13 protein-coding genes and 1 pseudogene are annotated in these 15464 nt (G+C 60.9%); 9 read left to right on the top strand and 5 right to left on the bottom strand.

Going from position 1 to position 15464, the window contains the following annotated elements; genetic code table 11:
• Nucleotides 1-321: 321 nt before the first annotated feature.
• On the top strand, nt 322-1965 hold the full coding sequence (locus J3P97_RS21465) for a Na+/H+ antiporter (RefSeq protein WP_434672723.1): 1644 nt from the start codon (nt 322-324) through the stop codon (nt 1963-1965).
• 85 nt (nt 1966-2050) lie between these two features.
• On the opposite strand, the gene J3P97_RS21460 is transcribed toward J3P97_RS21465, so the two are convergent.
• The 5 genes and pseudogenes from J3P97_RS21460 to map all read right to left on the bottom strand — a co-directional run bounded on the left by J3P97_RS21460 (nt 2051) and on the right by map (nt 7612).
• The gene (locus J3P97_RS21460) at nt 2051-2422 is read right to left on the bottom strand and encodes a helix-turn-helix domain-containing protein (protein WP_434572106.1); all 372 of its coding nucleotides are present in this window, start codon (nt 2420-2422) and stop codon (nt 2051-2053) included.
• Nucleotides 2423-2427: 5 nt separating this feature from the next.
• A pseudogene (locus tag J3P97_RS21455) lies at nt 2428-2583 on the bottom strand (type II toxin-antitoxin system HigB family toxin); the annotation flags it as partial.
• 151 nt (nt 2584-2734) lie between these two features.
• The gene (dapC, locus tag J3P97_RS21450; RefSeq protein WP_434672722.1) at nt 2735-3934 is read right to left on the bottom strand and encodes a succinyldiaminopimelate transaminase; all 1200 of its coding nucleotides are present in this window, start codon (nt 3932-3934) and stop codon (nt 2735-2737) included.
• A 138-nt stretch (nt 3935-4072) separates the two neighbouring features.
• Entirely contained in the window at nt 4073-6775 is a 2703-nt protein-coding gene (locus tag J3P97_RS21445; RefSeq protein WP_434672721.1) for a [protein-PII] uridylyltransferase, read from the bottom strand.
• Nucleotides 6776-6829: 54 nt separating this feature from the next.
• Nucleotides 6830-7612, bottom strand: a complete 783-nt coding sequence (gene map / locus J3P97_RS21440) for a type I methionyl aminopeptidase (RefSeq protein ID WP_030139491.1) — start codon at nt 7610-7612, stop codon at nt 6830-6832.
• 373 nt (nt 7613-7985) lie between these two features.
• Between map and rpsB the strand changes: the two genes are divergently transcribed.
• The 8 genes from rpsB to rseP all read left to right on the top strand — a co-directional run bounded on the left by rpsB (nt 7986) and on the right by rseP (nt 15461).
• Nucleotides 7986-8723, top strand: coding sequence for a 30S ribosomal protein S2 (gene rpsB, locus J3P97_RS21435; protein ID WP_003198231.1), 738 nt, complete (start codon nt 7986-7988; stop codon nt 8721-8723).
• A 194-nt stretch (nt 8724-8917) separates the two neighbouring features.
• Nucleotides 8918-9781 (top strand): translation elongation factor Ts, encoded by an 864-nt coding sequence (tsf, locus tag J3P97_RS21430; protein WP_024619613.1) that lies wholly within the window; start codon nt 8918-8920, stop codon nt 9779-9781.
• A gap of 215 nt (nt 9782-9996) precedes the next feature.
• Nucleotides 9997-10740, top strand: a complete 744-nt coding sequence (gene pyrH, locus J3P97_RS21425) for a UMP kinase (RefSeq protein WP_039591983.1) — start codon at nt 9997-9999, stop codon at nt 10738-10740.
• Nucleotides 10737-11294, top strand: a complete 558-nt coding sequence (gene frr, locus J3P97_RS21420; protein ID WP_305499089.1) for a ribosome recycling factor — start codon at nt 10737-10739, stop codon at nt 11292-11294. The genes pyrH and frr overlap by 4 nt, the downstream gene beginning before the upstream one ends.
• Nucleotides 11295-11307: 13 nt before the next feature.
• Nucleotides 11308-12063, top strand: a complete 756-nt coding sequence (uppS, locus tag J3P97_RS21415) for a polyprenyl diphosphate synthase (protein ID WP_305499090.1) — start codon at nt 11308-11310, stop codon at nt 12061-12063.
• On the top strand, nt 12063-12869 hold the full coding sequence (locus J3P97_RS21410; RefSeq protein ID WP_434572113.1) for a phosphatidate cytidylyltransferase: 807 nt from the start codon (nt 12063-12065) through the stop codon (nt 12867-12869). Before uppS ends, J3P97_RS21410 begins: the two co-directional genes overlap by 1 nt.
• Nucleotides 12866-14056: a 1-deoxy-D-xylulose-5-phosphate reductoisomerase gene (ispC, locus tag J3P97_RS21405; RefSeq protein ID WP_434601716.1), complete on the top strand. Its 1191-nt coding sequence runs from the start codon at nt 12866-12868 to the stop codon at nt 14054-14056. Before J3P97_RS21410 ends, ispC begins: the two co-directional genes overlap by 4 nt.
• A 52-nt stretch (nt 14057-14108) precedes the next feature.
• Nucleotides 14109-15461, top strand: a complete 1353-nt coding sequence (gene rseP / locus J3P97_RS21400; RefSeq protein WP_434672720.1) for an RIP metalloprotease RseP — start codon at nt 14109-14111, stop codon at nt 15459-15461.
• The last annotated feature ends 3 nt before the right edge of the window (nt 15462-15464 follow it).

Here is a 15464-nt window from a genome sequence, read left to right as displayed (position 1 = left end):
ACGTTTTGCTTGAATCGGTCAAGGAACTGCCCCCTTTGCAGGTGCTGGAAATAAAAGGTGAAGGATTATGCCATGACCGGACGGTTTCGCGGCGGCCCAGATCGTCATGCATCTTCGAACCTGTGGGAGCGAGCCTGCTCGCGATAGCGGTTATTCCGTCGACGGCAATATGACTGACCGAGCGCCTTCGCGAGCAGGCTCGCTCCCACAGGAGGTGGATTGCGACATAGGTGTAACGGCCAGGCCAATGCTAAGCGGTTAATATGGCACTTCAACGGCAAGCTGTTGCCGGATGTGTGTGGCTGTCACTGGAAAGTTGTTATGCAAAGCGCCTATACCGTCCTGATCCTGTTGATGCTGGTGGGCGTCTCGCGCCTGGTCGGACGATTGATCCCGCTGCCGTTGCCCCTGGTGCAGATCGCTGCCGGCGCCGTGCTGGCCTGGCCATCGCTGGGGCTGCATGTGGCGCTTGATCCCGAGTTGTTCCTGTTTCTGTTCCTCCCGCCATTGTTATTCTCCGACGGCTGGCGCATGCCCAAGCGCGAGCTGTGGCGCCTGCGCGGGCCGGTCCTGACGCTGGCGGTCGGGCTGGTGTTGTTCACGGTGGTCGGCGCGGGTTATTTCATTCATTGGTTATTGCCGAGCATCCCGTTGCCGGTGGCCTTCGCCCTGGCGGCGGTGCTGTCGCCGACCGACGCGGTGGCGGTGTCGGCGATCGCCCGGGACCGCTTGCCCGCGCCGTTGATGCACATGCTCCAGGGCGAGGCACTGATGAACGATGCGTCGGGCCTGGTGACTTTCAAGTTCGCTGTGGCAGCGGCCATCACCGGGGTGTTCTCCCTGGCCAGTGCCAGCCTGACTTTTGTCTTGGTCGCTGTCGGTGGCCTGCTCGTAGGCGTGGCCCTGAGTTGGCTGGTGGGACGCTTGCGGGCATGGATGATCGCCCGGGGCTGGGACGACCCCGCTACCCATGTGGTGTCCATGTTGTTGCTGCCGTTTGCCGCTTATGTGCTGGCTGAACGCCTGGGTGCCTCGGGCATTCTCTCGGCGGTGGCGGCTGGGATGATGCAGAGCTGGCTTGACCTGCTGCCGCGCCAGACCGGCACGCGGCTGCTCAATCGCAGTGTCTGGGCGCTGTTGGAATTTGCCTTCAATGGCTTGATTTTCCTGCTGCTGGGCTTGCAACTGCCGGACATCATCAAAGCCGTGACCAGCCACGAGACCACGTTGTGGCCGATGTTGTTCTACCGCTGCCTGGATGTGGTGGCGATTTTCCTGGTGCTGCTGGTGTTGCGTTTTGTCTGGGTGCAAAGCATTTGGCGCTTGTCCGGGCTGTTGCGCCGCTGGCGCGGCAAGGGCGAGTTGACCCTGGTGCCGAACGCGCGCTCTTGCTGGTTGCTGACGTTTGGCGGCGTGCGCGGGGCGGTAACGCTGGCGGGCGTGATGTCGGTGCCGTTGCTGTTGGAGGCGGGGGAGGCGTTTCCCGAGCGCGACTTGCTGATTTTCATCGCTGCGGGGGTGATTCTGCTGTCACTGGTCGCCGCTTGCATCGCTTTGCCCCTGCTGTTGCGCGGCGTCGAGAAGGGGCCGGACGACAAGCGCCGCAACGAAGTCCGTGAGGCCTGGCGTAAAACCGCTGAAGCGGCGATTCATGCCTTGGAAGTGGAGGAACCGGCCGAGACAGCCGCGCCTGACGCGGCCACGGCGGCGCTGGCGACGGAGGTCAAGGCGCGGCTGATGTCCGAGTATCGTCATCAGCTTGAGGTATTCAACGACTCGGCCGAAGCCCAGGCGCTGGCGTTCGAAATGGACCTGCTGGAGCGCCGGCTGCGTTTGAAGGCGTACCGAGCGCAGCGGTTGGAGCTGTATCGCCTCAGTCGCCAGCACCAGATTGGCGATGATGTGTTGCGTGAGGTGCTGGCGGAGCTGGATCTGGCGGAGGCGAATTTGGGGTTGGGTAAATAAATACTCCTCTGGCATGTCTTTCTCTTCGGTTGAGGCCATTTCTTGTCCTTGCTGGTTTGAAAAAGCCCGGCGGGCCGGGCTAGTATCAGGCAGCTTTTATTGGCTTTATCAGGCTTTCTGCTGGGATGCCGAACATATCGTGAAGCTTCCAGATCATGGGCAGAGTTAACGAGCGCTTACGGTTGAGCACCTCGTATACGCGGTTCGTTTTTCCGATAGCCGGAGCAAGATCGGCCGCGGTGAGTCCGGATTGCTCCATGCGAAACTTGATGGCTTCAATTGGGTCGGGCAGATCCACCGGGAAATGCTTGGCTTCATATGCCTCGATCAGAGTGACCATGACTTCGAAAGCATCGCCTTCCGGGGTGCCAGGTTCAGGCTCATTCTCAAACAGGGGAGAGATCTCTTTGAGAGCTACCCGGTATTCTTCATCGGTGCGGATTGGGCGAATGTTCATGATGATTACTCCATTTCCACGGTGTTTGCGTCGATCTCATCGTATCGGCGATGAGTGCCGACAAACTTGATGTACACAGCGCCGAAGCGGTAGGCAATGGCGACCACCAGGCGCTAGTCGTTACCCTTGATGTTGAACACCACGCGGCGACTCTTGAGAATCAGCCCATGACCGCAATTTGCTGTACGGGCAGCGTGTTGTATGGATCGAATGCATCAGACAGATTGAGTTGTCTGCTTTTAGGGCCGCTGCGCAGCCCGGCGGGAGCAAGCTCCCTCGCCACGGCAGCGGTCCGTTTCGGCTCGATAACCATCAACCCCGACGTTGGATGAACGAGCGAATCCGCTCCGCCGCTTCCACGCATTCGGCCAATGGCGCGACCAGGGCCATGCGCACGCGGCCGGCGCCGGGGTTGACGCCGTCCACATCGCGCGACAGGTACGAGCCTGGGACGACCGTCACGTGTTCCTGTTCGAACAGGTCACGGCAGAATGCCGCGTCGTCGCCGGCCACGTTCGGCCACAGGTAGAAGCTGCCGTCGGGGCGTTGCACGTCGAGCACCGGGCTGAGGATTTCCAGCACCGCGTCGAATTTTTCCCGGTACAGCGCGCGGTTGGCCCGGACGTGCACTTCGTCGTTCCACGCGGCAATGCTCGCCAATTGGGTCTGAACCGGCATCGCGCAACCGTGATAGGTGCGGTAGAGCAAAAAGCCCTTGAGGATGTCGGCGTCGCCAGCAACGAAACCGGAGCGCAGGCCCGGCAGGTTGGAGCGCTTGGACAGGCTGTGGAACACCACGCAGCGCTTGAAGTCCTTGCGACCCAGTTCGACGCAGGCGCTGAGCAGGCCTGGCGGCGGGGTCTGTTCGTCGAAGTAGAGCTCGCTGTAGCACTCGTCCGCGGCGATGACGAAGTCGTGCTCGTCAGCCAGGGCGATGAGCTTCTTCAGCACGTCCACCGGAATCAAGGCGCCGGTCGGGTTTCCCGGGGAGCAGAGGAACAGGATCTGGCAGCGTTTCCAGATGTCCGGCGAGACGGCATCGAAATCCGGGTTGAAGCCGTTCGTGTCCAGGCATGGCAGGTAGTGTGGCTTGGCCCCGGCCAGGAATGCTGCGCCTTCGTAGATCTGATAGAAGGGGTTCGGGCTGACGACCAGGGCGTCATCGCCACGGTTGACCACGGTCTGGGTGAAGGCGAACAAGGCTTCACGGGTGCCGTTGACCGGCAGCACATGGCGCGCCGGATCGAGCCAGCCGTCTGGCACGTTGAAGCGCCGCTCGCACCAATCGGTGATGGCTTCGCGCAGCTCGGGGATGCCAAGGGTGGTCGGGTACACGGCCATTTTTTCCAGATTGCCGGCCAGGGCTTCAGCCACAAAAGCGGGCGAGCGATGCTTGGGTTCGCCGATGGACAACGCGATCGGGCGCTTGTCAGGATTGGGCGTGACGCTGCCGAGCAAGGCGCGAAGCTTCTCGAACGGGTAGGGCTGGAGCTGGGACAGGGCGTTGTTCATCGGGGGCCTCGTTCAATGTGGGCACTGCCCCTTGTGGGAGCGAGCCTGCTCGCGAATACGCTGTGTCAGTCGACAAAATCATTGACTGATCCGCGGCTTTCGCGAGCAGGCTCGCTCCCACAGGGGGAATATGTTCGTTCAGATGCTGATGCGCGTCAGGTTGATGTCGGGTTCCTGGTTGACGCTCAGATGCCGCACGATCGCTTCCTGCAAACGGCTGCACAGCTGCGGGTCGGACAGCGGCTGGTTATGGGCGTCGGTGATGAAGAATACGTCTTCCACCCGCTCGCCGAGGGTCGCGATCTTGGCGTTCTGCAGCGACAGGTCGAATTCCAGGAAAATATGGCCGACCCGCGCCAGCAGGCCCGGGCGGTCCGGCGCGCTGAGTTCCAGCACGGTGACCTGGCGCTGTGCGTCGTTGTGGATCGTTACCTGCGGCGCAAAGGCGAAATGCTTGAGCTGGCGCGGTACCCGGCGCTGGATGATGGTCGGGTAGTCCGCCGGGTTGCGCAGGGCTTCGGTGAGACCGTCGCGAATCTGCTTGACCCGCGCCGGGTTGTCGCCGATCGAGTCGCCGTCAGTGTCGAGCACGATGTAGGTGTCGAGGGTGAACTGGCTGCTGGACGTGATGACTCGGGCGTCATGGATGTTGAGGTTGAGCTGGTCCATCGCCGCCACGGTCACGGCGAAGAAATCGTGCTGGTCCGGGGCGTAGATGAAGATCTGCGTACCGCCCTCGAATTCGCGCTGGGTGGTTTCCTTGATCAATACCAGCGGACCGCCATCGGCCGGCTGCTGGAGGATCGCATCGGTGTGCCAGGCCACATCGCCGGCGGTATGGCGCAGGAAGTAGTCATCGCCCAGTTGCGACCAGAGTTGCTCGACATCATCCGGATCGGTGCCGCCGCGTACCAGGATGTCCAGGGCCGCGCTCTGGGTGCGGCGGATCTGTTCTTCGCGATCCACCGGGTTTTCCAGACCACGGCGCAGGGCACGCTTGGTCTCAGTGTACAACTGGCGCAACAGGCTGGCGCGCCAGGAATTCCACAGGGTCGGGTTGGTGGCGTTGATGTCGGCCACGGTCAGCACGTAGAGATAATCCAGGCGGGTTTCATCGCCCACCGCCTGGGCAAAGTCGTGGATCACCTGCGGGTCGGACAAGTCCTTGCGCTGGGCGGTGGTCGACATCACCAGGTGGTTCTGCACCAGCCAGACGATCAGCCGGCTGTCCCACACCGGCAACTGGTGCCGTTGGCAGAACGCCTCGGCATCCACCGCGCCAATCTCCGAATGGTCGCCTTGGCGGCCCTTGCCGATGTCGTGATACAGCCCCGCCATGTAGATCAGCTCAGGCTTGGGCAGCTTGGCCATGAGCTTGCTGGCCAGCGGGAATTTCTCCGACACCTGGGTGTACTGCAACTTGCGCAGGTGTTTGATCAGGTTCAGCGTGTGCGCATCGACCGTATAGATGTGGAACAGGTCGTGCTGCATCTGCCCGACGATGTAGCCGAACTCCGGCAGGTAACGCCCGAGGATCCCATAGCGGTTCATGCGCCGCAGGTTGCGGTGCACGCCGATCTTGCACTTGAACAGTTCGATGAACAGGCTGGTGTTGCGAATATCGTGGCGGAAGTCGTCATCGATCAGGTGACGGTTTTCCCGCAGCAGGCGGATGGTGTCGGCGCGCACGCCCTTGATTTCCGGCTGCTGGGCCATGAGCACGAAAATCTCGAGCATGGCGAACGGCGTGCGGCGAAACACGTTGGCGTGGCGCGCCTCGATGTAGCCGTCGTGCAACTGGAACCGGGAATTGATCGGCTGCGGCGGCGCCTCGTCTTCCGGCGCGAGGATGACTTCCTCGAAGTGCTGGATGATCAGTTCGCTGAGCTGGGCGATGCTCATCACCACGCGGTAGTACTGCTGCATGAAGTTTTCGATGGACTGCTTGGCGTCCTGGCCTTCGAAACCCAGCAGGCCGGCGATGGAGCGCTGGTGATCGAACAGCAGGCGATCCTCGGAGCGCCCTGCGAGCATGTGCAACGCGTAGCGGACCTTCCAGAGGAATTCCTGGGACGAGGCCAGCAGGGCGTTCTCGCTTTCCACCAGGAAGCCTTCGCCGGCCAGTGCGCGCAGGTTCAGCGTGCCGTACTGGCGACGGGCGACCCACAGGATGGTCTGGATGTCCCGCAGCCCGCCTGGCGAGCCTTTGACGTTGGGTTCCAGGTTGTACTCGGTATCGTTGTACTTGTGATGGCGAGCCTTCTGCTCGGCGCGCTTGGCCAGGAAGAAGTCCTTGCTTGGCCACATGTGCGCCGTGCTGGTGACGTCGAGCATGCGCTGGCGCAAGCGCTCGGGGCCGGCGATGGTGCGGCTTTCCATCAGGTTGGTGATCACCGTGAGGTCGGCGCGGGCCTCGTCGGCGCATTCCTGCACCGAACGCACGCTCTGGCCGACTTCCAGGCCGATGTCCCACAGCAGCGTGAGGAAGCGCTCGATGGAATCACGAAAAATCTCGTGGTCGGCGCTCTCCAGCAGGATCAGCAGATCGATATCGGAGTAGGGGTGCAGTTCGCCGCGCCCGTAGCCGCCCACGGCCACCAGGGCGATGTTGGCGTCCTCGCTCCAATTGAATTGCTCCCAGGCCTTTTGCAGGATGTTGTCGACGAACCAGGCGCGGTCCTCGATCAGCCGACGAATATCGCGGCCACTGCGAAAGCGCTGGTCGAGCACTTCGTGGGCCTGGCGGATCGCCTTCTTGAATGCCGAGATGGGGCTTGCCTTCAGGGCCAGTTCAGCCTGGAACTGGCCGCGGTCGAAGAGTTCGGGATCCACCTGCGGCATTGAATGGCTTTCCTTTCTATCTATATCTATCGGATCGGTCAGGCTGGGTTCTGATCAGGCGGAAACACGGGGAATGGTGTCATCGCTGCGCAGGGTGAAGATCTCGTAGCCAGTCTCGGTGACCAGCAGCGTGTGCTCCCACTGCGCCGACAGCTTGCGGTCCTTGGTGATGGCGGTCCAGCCATCGCCAAGGACCTTGGTGTCGGCGCGGCCCTGGTTGATCATCGGTTCGATGGTGAAGGTCATGCCCGCCTGCAGTTCCATGCCGGTACCGGCGCGGCCGTAGTGGAGGATCTGCGGTTCTTCGTGGAACACCTTGCCGATGCCGTGGCCGCAGAACTCACGCACCACCGAAAAACCGTTTTTCTGCGCGTGCTTCTGGATCACTTCGCCGATGTCACCCAGGCGGCAGCCCGGCTTCACCAGTTCGATGGCCATGTACATGCATTCCTGGGTGACCTTGGACAGGCGCTCGGCCCACTCCGGTACGTTGCCGACGTGGAACATGCGGCTGGTATCGCCGTGGTAGCCGTCCTTGATGACGGTGACGTCGATGTTCAGGGTGTCGCCATCCTTCAACGGTTTCTCGTTGGGGATGCCGTGGCAGACCACGTGGTTGATCGAGGTGCAGATCGACTTCGGGAAGCCTTTATAGTTGAGTGGAGCCGGGATGGCCTTCTGCTCGTTGACGATGTAATCGTGGCAGATGCGGTCCAGCTCTTCGGTGGTGACGCCCGGCTTGACGTAGTCGGCGATCATTTCCAGCACTTCGGCGGCGAGTTTGCCGGCGACACGCATTTTGGCGATGTCCTCGGGAGTCTTGAGGGTGACGGTCATACAGGCTCTCTCTGCGCCCGACGGCGCTGTTCAAAACGAAATGGGCGGCGGATGATGTCGTTGCGGCCCTGAAAAAGGCGATTCTACCAGACGATCAGCGCAAATCCGCGCCCGCGTGCATCGCTTCTCTCTATAAGGGTGCGTATTCCTGGGCAATGAACGGGCGGCGTGCAAGCGCTTCGCCAGGTTTTCAGAATCCGGGTTTCGTTTTAATCCTTGCTGTGGTATAAAATGCGCCGCTTTCCGGGGATGACCCCGTAAGCTTAAATCCACACACGTGTCGACACGATGACCTGGGTGCCTTCGGCTTTTACAGTCGCTGGTTGGTCATTGGGATACGTGGAGGCCAAACCCGACTTACCAAGGAACTATCATGTCCCAAGTCAACATGCGCGATATGCTGAAGGCCGGTGTGCACTTCGGCCACCAGACCCGTTACTGGAACCCGAAAATGGGCAAGTACATTTTCGGCGCGCGCAACAAGATCCACATCATCAACCTTGAAAAAACCCTGCCGATGTTCAACGAAGCACTGACCTTCGTAGAGCGCCTGGCCCAGGGCAAAAACAAGATTCTGTTCGTTGGCACCAAGCGTTCCGCTGGCAAGATCGTTGCTGAAGAAGCAGCACGTTGCGGTTCGCCGTACGTCGATCACCGCTGGTTGGGCGGCATGCTGACCAACTTCAAGACCATTCGCGCTTCCATCAAGCGTTTGCGTGACCTTGAAGTCCAGTCCGAAGACGGTACTTTCGCCAAGCTGACCAAGAAAGAAGCGCTGATGCGCACTCGTGATCTTGAGAAGCTGGACCGCTCCCTGGGCGGTATCAAGGACATGGGCGGTCTGCCTGACGCGCTGTTCGTGATCGACGTTGACCACGAGCGCATCGCGATCACCGAAGCCAACAAGCTGGGTATCCCGGTCATCGGCGTTGTCGATACCAACAGCAGCCCGGAAGGCGTTGACTACATCATCCCAGGCAACGATGACGCCATCCGCGCCATCCAGCTGTACATGGGTTCGATGGCTGACGCTGTCATCCGTGGTCGCAACAATGTAAATGGCGGCACCGAAGTCTTCGCTGAAGAAGCTCCGGCAGCAGCCGCTGAGTAATTGACGCCCTGGCGTTGACTCAGTAAGCAAAAAGGGGGCTTGGCCCCCTTTTTGCCACCTCGAAAACCACTTGTCGCCAGCGCAGCTACCTGTTTGTAACCTGCAGCGGTCTATAAGCAGTGGTTTTTCAGGAAGAATTGATCGCCCGTTCGGTCGGGTGGAATGGTTGAAAACCTATCCAAGAGGATTTTGAAATGGCAGAGATTACTGCAGCGTTGGTCAAAGAACTGCGCGAGCGTACCGGCGAAGGCATGATGGACTGCAAGAAAGCCTTGACCAAGGCTGGCGGCGACATCGAGAAAGCCATTGATGACATGCGCGCTTCGGGCGCCATCAAGGCTGCCAAGAAAGCCGGCAACATTGCCGCTGAAGGCGCGATCGGCATCAAGGATGACGGTAAAGCTGCCGTTATCATCGAAGTCAACTCGCAGACCGACTTCCTGGCCCTGCAAGACGACTTCAAGGCATTCGTTGCCGCCAGCGTCGAAAAAGCATTCGCCGACAAACTGACCGACGCAGCTCCGCTGATCGCCGCTCAGGAATCGGCTCGTGAAGCCCTGGTTGCCAAAGTAGGCGAAAACGTCAACATCCGTCGTCTGGTTCGCGTCGAAGGCGATGTTGTCGGTTCTTACCTGCACGGTAACAAGATCGGTGTTGTTGTGGCCCTCAAAGGCGGCAACGTCGAGCTGGCCAAAGACATCGCAATGCACGTCGCTGCCAGCAACCCTGAGTTCCTGCTGCCGTCGGAAGTTTCCGCTGACGCCATCGAGCGTGAAAAAGCTGTGTTCATGCAGCTCAACGAAGACAAGATCAAAGGCAAGCCAGCCGAAATCGTTGAAAAAATGGTTGCCGGTCGTATCACCAAATTCCTGGCTGAAGCCAGCCTGGTTGAGCAGGCGTTCGTCAAGAACCCTGAAATCAAGGTCGGTGAACTGGCCAAGAAGGGCGGCGCTGAAATCGTTTCCTTCACCTACTTCAAAGTGGGCGAAGGCATCGAGAAACCAGTAGACAACTTCGCTGAAGAAGTGGCTGCTCAGCTGGCTGCCAGCAAGCAATAAGACAGTTTGTATAACTGTCGCCCTGAAGAGGCTGCCCGCTCACGCGCGCAGCCTCTTTTCGGATAAGGATGCCGATTTATATTGGTTTCCTGTCGGAACTGGCTTACAAAGCCGTGTTCCGATGGCGCTGTGTCAGCGTCAAGCTAGAGTGAACGCAGGCTGCAAACAGCCCGCAACAGAATTTTTTGAAAAATACGCCGCAGGAGAGATTCGCAATGGCTCAGCAGGGCAGTGGTTATCAGGCTCGCTATAAACGCATTCTACTCAAGCTTAGCGGCGAGGCCCTGATGGGCTCGGAAGAGTTCGGGATCGACCCGAAAGTGCTGGACCGCATGGCCTTGGAAGTGGGCCAGTTGGTCGGGATCGGCGTTCAGGTCGGCCTGGTCATCGGCGGCGGCAACCTGTTCCGTGGCGCGGCGCTGAGCGCGGCGGGCATGGATCGGGTCACGGGCGACCACATGGGCATGCTGGCCACTGTGATGAACGCCCTGGCTATGCGCGACGCGCTGGAGCGTGCCAATATCTCCGCGATCGTGATGTCGGCGATTTCCATGGTTGGCGTGACCGATCACTACGATCGCCGCAAAGCCATGCGCCACCTCAATTCCAAGGAGGTGGTGATTTTTGCCGCGGGTACCGGCAATCCGTTCTTCACCACGGATTCGGCCGCGTGCCTGCGAGCGATCGAGATCGACGCCGATGTCGTGCTCAAGGCTACCAAGGTGGATGGCGTGTACACCGCTGACCCGTTCAAAGACCCGCATGCCGAGAAGTTCGATCATCTGACCTACGATGAAGTGCTGGATCGCAAGCTGGGTGTCATGGACCTGACCGCTATCTGCCTGTGCCGCGACCACAAGATGCCGCTGCGCGTTTTCAACATGAACAAACCCGGGGCCCTGCTCAACATCGTGCACGGTGGCGCCGAAGGAACACTGATCGAGGAAGGCAAGCAATGATCAACGACATCAAGAAAGACGCTCAAGAGCGCATGCAGAAATCCCTGGAGTCTCTGAGCCACGCATTCGGCCAGATTCGTACCGGCAAGGCTCACCCGAGCATCCTCGGCAGCGTCATGGTGCCTTACTACGGCACTGACACGCCGCTGAGCAGCGTCGCCAACGTCACTGTAAAAGACTCGCGCACCCTGCAGGTCGTGGCTTTCGAGCGCAACATGCTCGCCGCGGTAGACAAGGCGATCCAGAGCGCCGGTCTGAACCTCAACCCAACCAACCTGGGCGAGCTGCTGCTGATCCCGATGCCGGCCCTCACCGAGGAAACGCGCAAAGGCTTCACGAAACAGGCCCGTAGCGCCGCGGAAGACGCGCGTGTTGCCGTGCGCAATATCCGTCGTGACGCGTTGGGTGAGCTGAAGAAGCTGGTCAAGGACAAGGAAATCAGTGAAGACGAAGAGCGTCGTGCCATCGCTGATATCGATAAGCTGACCAAAGAATCCGAGGCCCAGATCAGCAAGGCTACGGACGAGAAAGAAAAAGACCTGATGGCCGTATAAGGGTCTCGTTTTCATGGATAAGACCAAGCAGGCCGTGCCGTTCGCGGTACCGCGCCATGTGGCGATCATCATGGACGGCAATAACCGCTGGGCCAAGAAGCGCTTTATGCCCGGTGTCGCCGGGCATAAAGCCGGGGTCGACGCGGTTCGGGCGGTCATTGAAGTGTGCGCCGAGGCCGGGGTCGAGGTGCTCACCCTGTTCGCGTTTTCCAGCGAAAACTGGCAGCGTCCGGCCGACGAGGTCAGCGCCTTGATGGACCTTTTCCTCAAGGCGTTGCGGCGTGAAGCCAAGCGCCTCGACGAGAACAGGATCAGTCTGCGGATCATCGGTGATCGCTCGCGCTTTCATCCGGAACTGCAGGCTGCGATGCGCGAAGCCGAGACCGCCACGGCTGGCGCCGATCGGTTCGTGCTGCAGATTGCCGCCAATTATGGCGGTCAGTGGGATATCGCCCAGGCGGCGCAGCGCCTGGCGCGGGAAGTCCAGGCCGGTCATCTGCGGCCCGAAGACATCACGCCCGAGCTGTTGCAAACCTGCCTGGCAACCGGCGACCTGCCGTTGCCGGATCTGTGCATCCGCACCGGTGGCGAACATCGCATCAGCAATTTCCTGCTCTGGCAGCTGGCTTACGCCGAGCTGTACTTCTCCGACCTGTTCTGGCCGGACTTCAAACACGAAGCCATGCGCACTGCGCTGGCCGATTTCGCTTCCCGTCAGCGTCGTTTCGGTAAAACGAGCGAGCAGATCGAAGCTGGAGCCCGGGTTTAATGCTCAAACAACGAATCATCACCGCCCTGATCCTGTTGCCCATCGCCTTGGCTGGCTTTTTCCTGCTTGAAGGAGCCGGCTTCGCCCTGTTCATCGGCCTGGTCGTGACGCTGGGCGCCTGGGAATGGGCGCGACTGGCAGGTTTTGCTGCGCAGTCGGCGCGCATGATCTACGCGGCAGTGGTCGCCGCCATGCTGTTCATCATGTACCTCGTGCCTGGCATCGCGCCGTGGGTGCTGGGGGCGGCAGTGCTGTGGTGGGCGACGGCAACCTTCCTGGTGCTGACCTATCCACGCACTACGCACCACTGGGCCAATGCCGCGACCAAGCTGATGATCGGCCTGTTGATCCTGCTGCCGGCCTGGCAAGGGCTGATCTGGATCAAGCAGGGCGCACTGGGCAACTGGCAGATCATGGCGGTGATGGTACTGGTCTGGGGGGCTGACGTTGGCGCCTATTTTTCCGGTCGTGCCTTTGGCAAGCGCAAGCTGGCGCCGAAAGTCAGTCCGGGCAAAAGCTGGGAAGGTGTCTACGGTGGCCTGGCCCTGAGCCTGGTCATTACCGCTGTGGTCGGTTTTGTGCGGGACTGGACCGTCGCGCAATTGCTGATGGGCCTGTTCGGCGCGGCCCTGGTGGTTTTCGTATCGGTCGTCGGCGACCTGACCGAAAGCATGTTCAAGCGTCAGTCCGGGGTCAAGGACAGCAGTAACCTGCTGCCGGGCCACGGTGGTGTACTGGACCGTATCGACAGCCTGACCGCCGCAATCCCGATCTTCGCCGTGCTGTTGTGGATGGCGGCACCGTGAGTCGTCCTCAGCAGATTACCGTTCTGGGGGCCACGGGCTCCATCGGACTGAGTACCCTTGATGTCATCGGTCGCCATCCGGAGCGCTATCAGGTATTCGCTCTCAGTGGCTTCACCCGCCTGAGCGAGCTGCTGGCGCTGTGCATCCGCCACACGCCGCGTTTTGCCGTGGTGCCACATGCCGATGTGGCGCGGGCGCTGCAGGACGACCTGCGCGCCGCTGGCCTGCAAACTCATGTGCTGGTGGGCGAGGAGGGCCTTTGCCAGGTGGCTTCCGACCCTGAAGTCGACGCCGTGATGGCGGCAATCGTCGGGGCGGCGGGCTTGCGTCCGACGCTGGCGGCGGTGGAGGCTGGCAAGAAAATCCTGCTGGCGAACAAGGAAGCGCTGGTGATGTCCGGTGCACTGTTCATGCAGGCGGTGCGCAAAAGCGGCTCGGTACTGCTGCCCATCGACAGCGAACACAATGCGATTTTCCAATGCATGCCGCAGGATTTTTCCCGCGGCCTGGGGGCGGTCGGCGTTCGGCGGATTCTTCTGACAGCGTCTGGCGGCCCATTCCGGCAGACACCCCTGGAAGAATTGGTGCATGTTTCGCCCGAGCAGGCTTGCGCCCATCCGAACTGGTCCATGGGACGCAAGATCTCCGTGGACTCCGCCAGCATGATGAACAAGGGGCTGGAGCTGATCGAGGCCTGCTGGCTGTTCGATGCCCGGCCGTCCCAGGTCGAGGTGGTGATCCATCCACAAAGCGTGATCCACTCCCTGGTGGATTATGTCGATGGTTCGGTCCTCGCCCAGTTGGGGAACCCGGACATGCGCACGCCGATCGCCAATGCGCTGGCCTGGCCGGAGCGGATCGATTCGGGGGTGGCGCCGCTGGACCTGTTTGCCATCGCCCGTCTGGATTTCCAGGCGCCCGATGAACAGCGGTTTCCTTGCCTGCGCCTGGCGCGGCAGGCGGCCGAGGCCGGCAACAGTGCCCCGGCCATGCTTAACGCGGCCAACGAAGTGGCGGTCGCAGCGTTTCTCGATGGGCGTGTCCGTTACCTCGAGATCGCGAGTATCATCGAGGAGGTCTTGAATCTCGAGGCCGTGGTTTCGCTTGATGATCTCGATGCGGTATTTACCGTTGACGCCAGGGCTCGTGAGCTGGCGGGCCATTGGTTGAAGCGCCACGGGCGTTGAGACTGCGGTACCTTAGCCAGGGTTGTCCCGGGCAGGATTGTGGAGAAAACAGATGAGCGCGCTCTATATGATTGTCGGCACCCTGGTTGCGCTGGGGGTGCTGGTCACTTTTCACGAATTCGGCCATTTCTGGGTCGCGCGTCGCTGTGGCGTCAAGGTTCTGCGTTTTTCCGTTGGCTTCGGCATGCCTTTGCTGCGCTGGCACGACAAGCAGGGCACCGAGTTCGTCGTCGCGGCCATCCCCCTGGGCGGCTACGTCAAGATGCTCGATGAGCGCGAAGGCGAAGTGCCTGTCGATCAGCTTGACCAATCTTTCAATCGCAAGACCGTTCGTCAGCGTATCGCTATCGTGGCGGCGGGCCCGATCGCCAATTTCCTGTTGGCTCTGGTGTTTTTCTGGGCTTTGGCAATGCTCGGCAGCGAGCAGGTGCGTCCGGTCATCGGTGCGGTAGAGGCCGGCAGCGTGGCGGCTCGGGCCGGGTTGGGCGCAGGCCAGGAAATTGTCGCCATCGATGGTGAACCCACCTCGGGCTGGGCGGCGGTCAATCTGCAGTTGGTGCGCCGCCTCGGCGAAAGTGGCTCGCTGCAATTGCTGGTGCGCGAGCAGGGCTCGACGGCGGATTCGCCGCGAGAGCTGATGCTCGACAACTGGCTCAAGGGCGCCGACGAGCCGGATCCGATCCGTTCCCTCGGGATCCGCCCATGGCGTCCGGCGCTGCCGCCTGTGCTGGCCGAGCTCGATCCGAAAGGCCCGGCTCACGCCGCAGGTCTGAAAACCGGCGACCGATTGCTGGCATTCGATGGCCAGTCGGTGAATGACTGGCAACAGGTGGTTGATTCGGTTCGTGTACGTCCTGATACCAAAATCCTGCTGCGCGTCGAACGCGACGGTGCTTCAATCGACGTCCCGGTGACGCTGGCCGCCCGTGGCGAAAGCAAGGCGCCGACCGGTTACCTGGGGGCGGGCGTCAAGGCTGTCGAGTGGCCGCCGGAAATGATCCGCGAGGTCAGCTTCGGCCCTCTTGAGGCGATTGGCGAGGGTGCGCGTCGTACCTGGACCATGAGTGTCCTGACCCTGGACTCGCTGAAGAAAATGTTGTTCGGCGAGCTCTCGGTAAAAAACTTGAGTGGACCGATAACCATTGCTAAAGTGGCGGGCGCTTCTGCCCAGTCGGGCGTCGCTGATTTCCTGAATTTCCTTGCTTATCTGAGCATTAGCCTGGGGGTTCTGAATTTGCTGCCCATTCCGGTACTGGATGGGGGGCATTTGCTGTTTTATCTGATCGAGTGGGCGCGTGGTCGTCCCTTGTCGGATCGGGTGCAAGGTTGGGGGATACAGATCGGTATCAGCTTGGTGGTCGGGGTGATGTTGCTTGCTCTGGTCAACGATCTGGGTCGTCTGTAACGC

Origin of the sequence: Pseudomonas sp. R1-15, assembly GCF_051132085.1 — a bacterium.
GTDB lineage: Bacteria > Pseudomonadota > Gammaproteobacteria > Pseudomonadales > Pseudomonadaceae > Aquipseudomonas.
This window is presented reverse-complemented; position numbering and strand designations above follow the sequence as displayed.